At 46.6% G+C, this 500-nt stretch carries 1 protein-coding gene; it reads left to right on the top strand.

The features are described from left to right. Window positions 1-88: 88 nt before the first annotated feature. The coding region (locus HMPREF1627_RS01880; RefSeq protein WP_034500643.1) for a hypothetical protein at window positions 89-500 on the top strand (412 nt) is incomplete at its 3' end.

The raw sequence follows: 500 nt of genomic DNA, 5'->3' as shown, positions 1-500 counted from the left end.
GCTACGACACCACAAACCTTTGTAGAATACCTCTCTGTTTTCAGCGTCCGATTTTACCCACCTTTACTCTCGGAAGAGGCTGCTGCTCATGTTAGACACTTCGACTTGGCCAATCGTTGAACTTGATGTGCTGAAAGACATACGTTTAGATCCGAAGAATGTTCGCCTCGAAATCGCTGATGCGAAAGTCGAGGCAGATATTATTGAAGACCTATTCGTCAATGAGGACGCTCTAGGACTTGTTGAAGGCATCTGCAAAATTGGGTATCTGACGCATGAAACACCTGTAGTTCTTGATCGGCAAGGTAAGTACGTGATGGTCGAGGGGAATAGACGACTTGCCGCGCTTAAGTCAATTCAAAACCCTATGTTGGTGCCAGATTACCAAGCTCGAATTAGCGCTTTGGCAAAACAGTTACCTGATAGGTCGTCTCTGGCGAAAATTCGGGTCATGATTGCTCCTAGTCAAGACGAAGCGGACCAACTTATCGCTGCCATAC

This window comes from Actinomyces sp. S6-Spd3 (assembly GCF_000758755.1).
Taxonomy (GTDB): Bacteria; Actinomycetota; Actinomycetes; order Actinomycetales; family Actinomycetaceae; genus Pauljensenia.
Note: the sequence above shows the minus strand (reverse complement) of the source record. Positions and strands in the feature narration are given on the sequence as shown.